9 protein-coding genes are annotated in these 11,520 nt (G+C 45.9%); all 9 read left to right on the top strand.

The window, feature by feature from the left end; all coding sequences use genetic code 11:
• Positions 1-7 precede the first annotated feature (7 nt).
• Entirely contained in the window at positions 8-1,168 is a 1,161-nt protein-coding gene (gene sucC / locus ABU165_RS08935; RefSeq protein WP_009795918.1) for an ADP-forming succinate--CoA ligase subunit beta, read from the top strand.
• A gap of 16 nt (positions 1,169-1,184) precedes the next feature.
• Entirely contained in the window at positions 1,185-2,087 is a 903-nt protein-coding gene (gene sucD / locus ABU165_RS08930; protein WP_009795917.1) for a succinate--CoA ligase subunit alpha, read from the top strand.
• A 96-nt stretch (positions 2,088-2,183) separates the two neighbouring features.
• Positions 2,184-3,029 (top strand): DNA-processing protein DprA, encoded by an 846-nt coding sequence (dprA, locus tag ABU165_RS08925; protein WP_318060104.1) that lies wholly within the window; start codon positions 2,184-2,186, stop codon positions 3,027-3,029.
• Positions 3,030-3,486: 457 nt separating this feature from the next.
• On the top strand, positions 3,487-5,562 hold the full coding sequence (gene topA / locus ABU165_RS08920; RefSeq protein ID WP_318060103.1) for a type I DNA topoisomerase: 2,076 nt from the start codon (positions 3,487-3,489) through the stop codon (positions 5,560-5,562).
• Between the two features lie 231 nt (positions 5,563-5,793).
• The gene (gene trmFO, locus ABU165_RS08915; protein WP_009795913.1) at positions 5,794-7,101 is read left to right on the top strand and encodes an FADH(2)-oxidizing methylenetetrahydrofolate--tRNA-(uracil(54)-C(5))-methyltransferase TrmFO; all 1,308 of its coding nucleotides are present in this window, start codon (positions 5,794-5,796) and stop codon (positions 7,099-7,101) included.
• A 62-nt stretch (positions 7,102-7,163) separates the two neighbouring features.
• Positions 7,164-8,066 carry a tyrosine recombinase XerC gene (gene xerC, locus ABU165_RS08910; RefSeq protein WP_035403504.1) on the top strand — a complete coding sequence of 301 codons (903 nt, stop codon included), beginning with the start codon at positions 7,164-7,166 and terminating at the stop codon, positions 8,064-8,066.
• Positions 8,067-8,088: 22 nt separating this feature from the next.
• Entirely contained in the window at positions 8,089-8,631 is a 543-nt protein-coding gene (hslV, locus tag ABU165_RS08905) for an ATP-dependent protease subunit HslV (protein ID WP_009795911.1), read from the top strand.
• A gap of 111 nt (positions 8,632-8,742) precedes the next feature.
• On the top strand, positions 8,743-10,146 hold the full coding sequence (hslU, locus tag ABU165_RS08900; protein WP_224950217.1) for an ATP-dependent protease ATPase subunit HslU: 1,404 nt from the start codon (positions 8,743-8,745) through the stop codon (positions 10,144-10,146).
• A gap of 116 nt (positions 10,147-10,262) precedes the next feature.
• Positions 10,263-11,042, top strand: coding sequence for a GTP-sensing pleiotropic transcriptional regulator CodY (codY, locus tag ABU165_RS08895; RefSeq protein WP_094767468.1), 780 nt, complete (start codon positions 10,263-10,265; stop codon positions 11,040-11,042).
• Positions 11,043-11,520 lie beyond the last annotated feature (478 nt).

Raw genomic sequence — 11,520 nt, 5'->3', positions numbered from 1 at the left:
ATGGGAAATGAATATTCATGAGTACCAGGGAAAAGAAGTCCTCAGAAAATACGGGGTAACGGTTCCGAATGGAAAGGTCGCTTTTACAGTTGAAGAAGCAGTAGAAGCAGCCAAAGAACTTGGCACAGAGGTAGTTGTAGTTAAAGCGCAGATCCATGCCGGCGGACGCGGAAAAGCGGGCGGCGTCAAGGTTGCGAAAAACCTCGATGAAGTACGTACATATGCATCTGAAATCCTGGGGAAAACACTGGTCACGCACCAGACAGGCCCTGAAGGGAAAGAAGTGAAGCGCCTCCTGATTGAAGAAGGCTGTGATATCCAGAAAGAATATTATGTCGGCCTTGTGCTTGACCGTGCAACTTCCCGTGTCGTGCTGATGGCGTCTGAAGAAGGCGGCACAGAAATCGAAGAAGTTGCTGAAAAAACACCAGAAAAGATTTTCAAGGAAGAAATCGATCCGGTCATCGGCCTGACAGCTTTTCAGGCGCGCCGCATCGCTTTCAATATCAATATCCCGGGCAAGCTTGTCAACCAGGCAGCAAAGTTCATGCTCGCGCTTTATAATGCTTATATTGAGAAGGACTGCTCTATTGCAGAAATCAATCCGCTTGTTGTCACTGGCGACGGCAAGGTAATGGCACTTGATGCAAAGCTTAATTTTGATTCAAATGCCCTGTACCGCCAAAAGGATATTCTTGAGTACCGTGATTTGGAAGAAGAAGATCCAAAAGAAATCGAAGCTTCAAAATATGACCTAAGCTACATTTCCCTTGACGGAAACATCGGATGCATGGTCAACGGTGCCGGCCTGGCAATGGCGACAATGGATATTGTCAAGCATTACGGCGGCGACCCTGCCAACTTCCTTGATGTTGGGGGCGGTGCAACAGCAGAGAAAGTAACGGAAGCATTCAAAATCATCCTTTCTGATCCGAATGTAAAAGGAATCTTTGTCAATATCTTTGGCGGAATCATGAAATGCGACGTCATTGCAGAAGGCGTTGTAGAGGCTGCAAAGCAGGTTGGCCTGAAAGTGCCGCTTGTTGTACGCCTTGAAGGCACAAACGTAGACCTTGGCAAAAAGATTCTCGCAGAATCCGATATTGATATTATCGCAGCGGATTCCATGAGTGACGGGGCAGAAAAAATCGTTTCACTAGTAGGTTAAGAAAGGGGAATTTGACGTGAGTGTATTCATTAATAAAGATACAAAAGTAATAGTTCAAGGGATAACAGGTTCAACTGCCCTTTTCCATACAAAGCAGATGCTGGAATACGGCACACAGATTGTCGGGGGCACAACTCCAGGCAAGGGCGGCATGGAAGTGGAAGGAGTACCTGTATTCAATACAGTTCAGGAAGCTGTCAAAGAAACAGGCGCAACCGCTTCTGTCATTTATGTTCCTGCTGCTTTTGCTGCAGATGCCATCCTTGAGGCGGTAGATGCAGAGCTCGACCTGGCCATCTGTATTACAGAGCATATCCCTGTTCTTGATATGGTTAAAGTGAAACGTTATATGGAAGGCAAGAAGACCCGCCTGGTAGGTCCTAACTGCCCTGGCGTCATCACACCTGATGAGTGCAAAATCGGGATCATGCCAGGATATATCCATACAAAAGGGCATGTCGGCGTAGTGTCCCGCTCCGGTACATTGACGTATGAAGCTGTCCACCAGCTCACACAGGCTGGAATCGGCCAGTCCACTGCAGTTGGAATCGGCGGAGACCCTGTCAACGGAACAAACTTCATCGATGTATTAAAAGCATTCAATGAAGATCCGGAAACCAAAGCGGTCATCATGATCGGTGAAATCGGCGGAACGGCTGAAGAAGAAGCAGCAGAGTGGGTAAAAGCTAACATGACAAAGCCTGTTGTCGGCTTTATCGGCGGCCGCACTGCACCTCCAGGGAAGCGCATGGGCCATGCCGGCGCCATCATCTCAGGAGGTAAAGGCACTGCTGACGAAAAAATCCGTGTGATGAATGAATGCGGAATCCAGGTTGCCGATACTCCATCCGTAATGGGTGAAACTTTGATTAAAGTCCTGAAAGAAAAAGGCCTTTTCGACGAATGCAAAACGCACTAAACCTATAGATCAGACTTTCCGGTCCCCTTGCCTCAAGGGGACTATTTCTCCTTCTTTTAACTCCCTCTCTAAAAAATCCTATCAGGAGGTCCGCAAATGGACGAATTCAAGCTGAAATTTATCTCCCTCCATCACAAAAGCTCCTGGAGCAGCATTTATCATTTCCTAAAGAAAGATCCCCACATGAAAACCTCCCTGTCAGCAGCTTTCTCTGAACCCGATCGTAAACTCTTTTTTCCGACTAACAGCAGCCTGGAGACAACGATAGAGAAAATCAGACAATACGAGAAATACGGCATTCACTGCATTACAATATTTGAACCTGAATATCCACCGCTTCTTAAGGAAATTTATCAGCCTCCCTGGGTGCTATACGCAAAAGGAGACATCAGCTTTTTGCATCTGGATCCCAAGCTTGCGGTTGTAGGCTCCAGGCAGATAACAGGATACGGCAGGAGCGCAATAAAAAAAGTATTTCCGGGCTTGGTGGGAAAGGGAGTGACCATCGTAAGCGGCCTTGCAGCCGGAGTGGATGCCGAGGCGCATGAAACAGCCATTTCGCTCGGCGGCCGGACGATCGGTGTCATTGCTGGAGGCCTTAATCATATTTACCCAAAATCCAATGAACGGCTGGCAAGAAGGATGATGGAAGATCAGCTTGTCATTTCTGAATATCCGCCTGATGCACGGCCTGACAGATGGCAGTTCCCAATGAGGAACAGAATCATCAGCGGGCTTTCCCAGGGGACCTTTATAATAGAAGCAAAAAGCAAGAGCGGATCGCTGATTACGGCAAATTATGCGGTCAATGAAGGCAGGGATGTGTTTGCCCTGCCAGGCAGCATATTCAGCCCGGCTTCCGCAGGCACGAATGAATTGATCCAGCAGGGCGCAAAGCTGATTGCAGATGCCAGTGAGATACTTGAAGAACTTAATTTTTAAGGAAATCCCGTTAGGCAGAACAAAGATTTTCTTAAAAAAGGCATAAAAGTATGCATTTGAATTGTATAATTCATCACAGTGCATTTTTGCTGAAAATAGTCTGAAATTAGAAAATTTATGTCAAAAAGGTTGAAATTATTTAAAATCTGTTATACATTGTGCAACAGACGCAATGTAAAGGCTGCAAAACAGGCTGTAACCGTTTGCTTGTCGAGCCGGCCATGTTTTGCCATCCATACATGATGCTATCAGAGATTTGACAACCCATAGCAGCATGGACAATAATAATGGAATATTTCACCCCCTGCCGGATTGCAGGATGAAAAATATTTAAAAATGGATTCTGCAGCTGCCGTGCTTCTGCAGACTATCAAACAAAAAATAAAATAAAATCAGCGCCGCCCGCCCGCAAATGACAGCAGGCGGCCAATCTTATCCCTCTTAAGGAGGATGTTTAATGGCAGATTATTTAGTGATCGTTGAGTCGCCTGCCAAGGCGAAGACGATTGAAAGATACTTGGGAAAAAAATATAAAGTAAGAGCATCGATGGGGCATATAAGAGATCTCCCTAAAAGCCAGATGGGCGTTGATGTGGAAAACCGCTTTGAACCAAAATACATCACGATACGCGGCAAGGGCCCTGTTTTGAAAGAACTTAAAACAGCTGCAAAGAAAGCCAAGAAAATCTATCTCGCAGCTGACCCCGATCGCGAAGGGGAAGCCATTGCCTGGCATTTGGCGCACAGCCTGGACATGGATGTCCATTCTGACTGCCGTGTGGTTTTCAATGAAATCACAAAGGATGCCATCAAAGAATCATTTAAAACACCGCGGCCGATTAATATGGATCTTGTGGATGCCCAGCAGGCGCGCAGGATCCTGGACAGGCTCGTCGGCTATAATATAAGCCCTTTATTATGGAAGAAAGTAAAAAAAGGATTGAGCGCCGGAAGGGTGCAGTCGGTGGCAGTCCGGCTGATCATCGACCGGGAAAAGGAAATCAAGGAATTTATCCCTGAAGAATACTGGTCAATTGATGGTGAATTCCTGAAAGGAAAGTCCGTGTTCGAAGCGTCCTTCTACAGTGCGCAGGGACAGAAGACGGACTTAAAATCAGAACAGGATGTAAAAGAGATCCTCGGAATGATGAAGGGGAACAAGTTCACTGTTGCTTCCGTCTCAAAGAAGGAACGGAAACGGAATCCAGCTGCTCCCTTCACAACATCTTCCCTTCAGCAGGAGGCAGCCAGGAAATTAAACTTCAGGGCTAAGAAAACAATGATGCTTGCCCAGCAGCTGTATGAGGGAATTGATCTTGGTTCAGAAGGGACGGTCGGTCTCATCACCTATATGAGAACAGACTCGACCCGGATCTCTGAAATCGCACAGACCGAGGCGGCAGGCTATATCACAGAGTCTTATGGCAAGGACTATCTCCCTGGGGAGAAAAAGAAAGAAACCAAGAAATCCAATGCACAGGATGCGCACGAAGCCATCAGGCCGACAAGCACCCTGCGGGAGCCGGCAAGTCTTAAAGAATTTTTATCAAGAGACCAGCTCCGTCTGTATAAACTGATATGGGAACGCTTTGTGGCAAGCCAGATGGCATCCGCAATCATGGATACAATGAGTGTGGATCTGAAGAACGGGGAACTTGTCTTCCGGGCCACCGGCTCAAAAGTGAAGTTCCCCGGCTTTATGAAGGTTTATGTCGAAGGCAGCGATGATCAGGCTGAAGAAAAAGATAATATGCTCCCCGACCTGAAGGAAGGCGATGAGGTCCTGAAAAAGGACATTGAGCCGAAGCAGCATTTCACCCAGCCGCCGCCACGCTATACAGAGGCAAGGCTGGTAAAGACACTGGAAGAGCTCGGGATCGGAAGGCCGTCAACCTTTGCCCCGACACTGGATACAATTCAGAAACGCGGCTATGTAGCGCTTGATAATAAACGCTTCATCCCTACAGAACTTGGAGAAATAGTCCTGGAACTGATTCTCGAATTTTTCCCGGAAATATTGGATGTCGAGTTTACGGCCAAGATGGAGCAGGATCTTGATGATGTAGAAGACGGCAAAGAAAATTGGAAGAATATCATCGAAGAATTCTACAAAGATTTCGAGAAGCATCTGGACAAAGCCGAAAAAGAAATGCAGGAAGTAGAAATAAAGGATGAGCCCGCAGGAGAAGATTGTGAAAAATGCGGACATGAAATGGTTTATAAAATGGGGCGCTACGGCAAGTTTATGGCCTGCTCAAATTTCCCTGAATGCAGGAACACAAAAGCGATTGTGAAAGAAATCGGTGTGAAATGCCCGAACTGCAAAGAGGGGAATATAATAGAAAGAAAAAGTAAAAAACGCCGCATCTTCTACGGCTGCGACCGGTTCCCGGAATGCGAATTCATCTCATGGGATAAACCGCTTGCCAGACAGTGTCCGAAATGCGATAATGTCCTGGTTGAGAAAAAGCTTAAAAAGGGCGTCCAGGTTCAATGCATTGAATGTGACTATAAAGAAGAAAAGCAAGGCTAAGGGTGGGCTTTATGCTCACTCTTTTCTGTTTCGCGGGAAAATATGGCAGTGCAATGCTTGAAACTTTTTTATTTTTCATACGTATTGTACAATGCAGATTGGATATGAATGAATGCCGTCCATTTTGGGAACAAAATTAAAGATTGGACAGGCCCTTTAAAAGAGATAAGAAGTCCGGCTGGATCAATAAACCAGTTTAACTATTCATAAGTATACCTGGAGGTTCGTAAAATGAAAGAAGCAGCAATCAATGTTATCGGGGCGGGGCTTGCCGGAAGTGAAGCAGCCTGGCAGATCGCGAAAAGAGGAATAAAGGTAAATCTGTATGAAATGAGGCCTGTAAAACAGACCCCGGCCCATCATACAGATAAATTTGCCGAGCTGGTCTGCAGCAATTCTCTCCGGGCCAACAACCTGACAAACGCGGTTGGCGTACTGAAAGAGGAAATGAGGATGCTTGACTCTGTTATCATCAATTCGGCTGATGCATGTGCCGTACCGGCAGGAGGAGCACTGGCAGTAGACCGGCATGAATTCGCCGGAAAGGTAACAGAGCAGGTCAGGAACCATCCGAATGTAACCGTGATGAATGAAGAAGTGACTGAAATTCCAGAGGGGATCACTGTCATTGCAACCGGTCCCCTAACGAGTGAGTCACTGTCCAAGCAGCTGAAGGAGCTGACAGGCGAGGATCATTTATATTTTTATGATGCAGCAGCGCCTATCATTGAAAAAGACAGCATCAACATGGAAAAGGCTTACCTTAAATCAAGATATGATAAAGGGGAAGCAGCATATATCAACTGTCCGATGACAGAAGAAGAATTTGAAACATTCTATAACGCCCTGATCAGTGCCGAGACGGTCCCATTGAAAGAATTCGAAAAAGAGATTTTCTTTGAAGGATGCATGCCGATCGAGGTGATGGCAAACAGGGGAAAGAAAACCATGCTGTTTGGGCCGATGAAGCCGGTAGGCCTGGAAGACCCGCGGACAGGCAAGCGCCCGTATGCAGTTGTCCAGCTGAGGCAGGATGATGCGGCAGGAACTCTTTATAATATAGTAGGTTTCCAAACGCATCTGAAATGGGGCCCGCAAAAGGAAGTGCTGAGGCTGATTCCGGGATTGGAAGAAGCAGAAATTGTACGCTATGGCGTCATGCACCGCAATACTTTCATCAACTCGCCGAAAGTGCTCGAGGCAACCTATCAATTCAGAAACCGTGACGGCCTGTTCTTTGCCGGGCAGATGACAGGTGTGGAAGGATATGTGGAATCGGCAGCTAGCGGCCTGATCGCAGGCATCAACGCAGCCAGGCTGGCAGAGGGCAAAGAACTTCTGGAATTCCCTCATGAAACGGCCATCGGCAGCATGGCAAGATATATCACGACAACAAACTCTAAAAACTTCCAGCCGATGAATGCCAATTTCGGACTGTTCCCTGAACTGCCGGTTAAGATCAAAGGCAAACAGGAGCGCAATGAACAGCATGCTAACAGAGCGCTGGAAACAATTCAGAACTTTGTGAAAAATATGTAAATTTTATTGCATGGGCTACTAAATTGTGATACTATTTAGTAGCTCTTGTGAGGTGAATCATTTTGAGCCCAAATGTGAACGATTCGTTACAATCATTTATTGAATATTTACAAATAGAAAGAAATTATTCACAATATACTATTGAACACTACCAGCATGATATTAAAGAGTTTTTCTTGTTCATGTCTGAACAAGCCATTCAATCAGTTAATGATGTTGAATATTTTGATGTCAGGCTTTATTTGACCAGGTTATACGAGCAAAAGCTTTCCAGGAAATCGGCAGCCCGCAAAATATCCAGCCTCAGAAGCTTTTATAAGTTTCTGGCAAGAGAGAAACTGGCAAATGACAACCCTTTTTCTGCCGTTTCGCTCCCGAAACTGGAAAAAAGGCTGCCTGAATTTTTTTATGAAGAAGAACTGAACTGCCTTTTTGAAAGCTGTGAAACAGATAGCCCCCTTGGAAAAAGGAATAAGGCTCTCCTTGAACTTCTGTATGCCACAGGCATGCGGGTCAGTGAATGCAGCCAGATCAGCCTGAAGGACATCGATATGGCTTTATCGACTGTGCTGGTGCATGGGAAAGGGCAGAAGGACAGGTATATCCCTTTCGGAAGCTTCGCACAGGATGCTTTGGAGCTATACATAACTGAAGGCAGAAAAGAACTGTTAACAGGCAGGGAAAGCCATGACAGACTATTTGTCAATTTCCGGGGCGGCCCCCTGACACCGCGGGGCATCCGGGAAATATTAAATAAAATGATCCAGAAATCTTCTTTGGAAGGCACTATTCACCCGCATATGCTTCGGCACTCCTTTGCTACGCATCTTTTATCAAATGGTGCTGATATGAGGACTGTACAGGAGCTCCTGGGGCATGCCTTCCTTTCATCCACCCAGGTATATACACATGTTACAAATGAATATTTGCGCAAGACCTATTTGAACACCCACCCGCGGGCATAAGCTCCAAAAGGAGGAATAATCAATGTCTCAATTTCATGCTACAACTATTTTTGCCGTACAGCATAACGGGAAGTGCGCCATGGCAGGGGATGGCCAGGTCACATTCGGAAATGCTGTCGTCATGAAGCATACAGCAAGAAAAGTCAGGAAATTGTTCAACGGAAAAGTGATTGCAGGCTTCGCAGGATCGGTGGCGGATGCATTCACCCTGTTCGAATTGTTTGAAAGCAGGCTTGAGGAGTATAATGGAAACCTGCAAAGGGCGGCCGTTGAGCTTGCGAAAGAGTGGAGAAGCGATAAGGTCCTGAGAAAGCTCGAAGCCATGCTTATTGTCATGAACGAATCAGATCTTCTTCTCATTTCCGGGACCGGGGAAGTGATTGAACCTGATGACGGGATATTGGCAATCGGTTCAGGCGGCAACTATGCGCTGGCTGCTGGAAGGTCCCTGAAAAAATATGCAGGGGAACACCTGACAGCAAAGGAAATCGCCAGGTCTTCGCTTGAGGTGGCAGCTGAAATCTGTGTATATACGAACGAAAATATAATAGTGGAAGAGCTGTAGAAGGCTGCTCCCCTGCAGCGGATATTCCGTTTGCGGGGCAGGCGCCTGAAATTTGAGGCTGACGCCACAGGCTTGATCGTCTTGGCCGGCTAATACAAAGGAGTGCTGAATATGAGCTTAAGTACAAATTTAACACCCAGACAAATTGTTGAACGGCTTGACCAATATATCATTGGACAGAAAGATGCAAAGAAAGCAGTGGCAGTTGCTTTAAGGAACCGCTACCGCCGCGGCCTGCTCGAGGAAGCTATCCGCGATGAAATCAGCCCGAAGAATATCCTGATGATCGGACCAACCGGTGTAGGGAAGACGGAAATTGCCCGCAGGATGGCTAAGCTTGTCGGCGCTCCATTTGTAAAGGTCGAAGCCACGAAATTTACAGAAGTCGGATATGTTGGCCGTGATGTAGAGTCAATGGTGCGTGATCTGGTGGAGACATCGGTCCGCCTTGTAAAGGAAGAAAAAATGCAAAGCGTGAAAGAAAGGGCAGAAGAGAATGCGAACCGCCGCATTGTAGATATGCTCGTCCCTTCAGGCAAAAAAGCAGCTTCCTACAAAAATCCGCTGGAAATGCTGTTTGGCGGCGGAGGCGGCCAGGATCAGGAAAATGAACCAGCGGAGGATTACAGCCTTACAGAAAAACGGAAGATCGCCAGGGAAAAGCTTGCTATGGGCGAGCTTGAAAATGAATTGATCACCGTCGAGGTCGAAGAGCAGCAGCCGTCCATGTTTGATATGCTTCAAGGCTCCGGAATGGAGCAGATGGGCATGAATATGCAGGATGCGCTAAGCGGACTTATGCCAAAGAAAAGGAAGAAGCGCAAGCTGACTGTCCGGGAAGCGCGCAAAGTCCTTTCGAATGAAGAAGCACAAAAGCTGATCGATATGGATGAAGTGACCCAGGAAGCTGTCTTCAGGGCAGAGCAGAGCGGCATCATTTTCATTGACGAAATTGATAAGATCGCCAGCAAATCAAGCGGAGGATCAAATGCCGATGTATCAAGGGAAGGCGTACAGCGTGATATCCTTCCTATTGTTGAAGGCTCAACGGTCGTTACGAAATACGGCTCTGTCAAAACAGATCATGTCCTTTTCATGGCAGCAGGGGCATTCCATATCGCCAAGCCGTCTGACTTGATACCGGAACTTCAGGGGAGATTCCCGATCAGGGTAGAGCTGACAAAGCTGACAGTCGAAGATTTTTATAAAATTTTGGTTGAACCTGATAATGCACTGACAAAACAATATACTGCATTATTGGAAACAGAAGGTATACAAATTGAATTTTCTGACGATGCTATTCGTAGAATCGCTGAAGTGGCATACGAGGTTAATCAGAATACAGACAATATCGGCGCAAGAAGACTTCATACAATCCTTGAGAAACTGCTTGAGGATCTGTCTTTCGAAGCACCGGAAATTTCAATGGGCAAGGTGACCATCACCCCTCAGTATGTTGAGGAGAAACTTGGTGCCATCTCCCGCAATAAAGACCTGAGCCAGTTTATCTTATAGTTTTAACAAAAAGGTGTTAGGGTACAACAAACACATACGTACCAATGCCACTAAGGGATGAACACAGGTTATATCATTTAATAAGCAGTGTGTCACAGCCAATAGGAGGAAGAACAATGGATTTATTAACGAAAACAAGAAAAATTAATGCAATGCTGCAGAAAGCTGCCGGAAAACCGGTAAACTTCAAAGAAATGGCCGAGACGCTTAGTGAAGTGATCGAAGCGAATATCTTTGTGGTAAGCCGCCGCGGAAAGCTGCTTGGCTTTGCAGTAAACCAGCAGATCGAAAATGAGCGCATGAAAAAAATGCTTGAAGACCGTCAATTCCCTGAAGAATACACCAAGAGCCTGTTCAATATCCAGGAGACGTCTTCAAATCTTGATGTAGAAAGCGATTATACTGCTTTCCCTGTTGAAAACAAGGAGCTGTTTAAGAACGGTCTGACAACGATCGTACCAATCATCGGGGGCGGAGAGCGCCTAGGTACGCTGATCCTCGCAAGGCTTCAGGAGCAGTTCCATGACGATGATCTGATTCTTGGCGAATACGGTGCAACAGTTGTCGGTATGGAAATCCTGCGTGAAAAAGCGGAGGAGATCGAAGAAGAGGCGCGCAGCAAGGCTGTTGTACAAATGGCTATCAGCTCCCTTTCATACAGTGAGCTGGAAGCGATCGAGCATATCTTTGAAGAGCTTAACGGCAAAGAAGGCCTGCTTGTTGCTTCAAAAATTGCCGACAGAGTCGGAATTACGCGTTCTGTGATCGTAAACGCATTGAGAAAGCTGGAAAGCGCAGGAGTCATTGAATCGCGTTCACTCGGCATGAAGGGAACATATATTAAAGTCCTGAACGATAAGTTCCTCGTCGAACTGGAAAAACTGAAAACAAACTGATGAATGGGAATCCGCACCTAGTGCGGATTCTTTTTTTTGAGTCAAGGAGATAAAGAATATTATTTGCATGAGTTTATGGTTTTGTTTAAGGCAGGTGCCAATGTTGCTTTAAACCGGTGCTAGATATACTGTATTGCTTACCTTTATAACCTTTAAATATATTTAGGAAGGAACTAATAAAAAGGAATGTAGCTAATATAAGAACTTTTTCCAACAACTGTAGCTGCAACTGCCCTATGAGAATAAAGCTAAAAGAAGCCCCATCCAAAGGAGGCACCAAAAGTGTTTCGGATAGGGGAAATGATTACACAGGAGTTCAGTGCAGGTAATCTGCGCTCAGTTTTGAACAAAAGCTGTAAGCTTGTTCTTTCGAATTATTTCAAATGTGTCTATTTATTTACAAGAAAATGCAATAAGTAACAAAAAATTAGCAGAAATTCCATTTACAAACCAAAAGTATTGTCGTATATTTTTCTTT

This window comes from Cytobacillus sp. T106 (assembly GCF_040492155.1).
In the GTDB taxonomy this organism is placed as follows: domain Bacteria; phylum Bacillota; class Bacilli; order Bacillales; family Cytobacillaceae; genus Bacillus_AB; species Bacillus_AB infantis.
The sequence above is the reverse complement of the archived record's forward strand: the minus strand, read 5'-3'. Positions and strand labels throughout refer to the sequence as shown.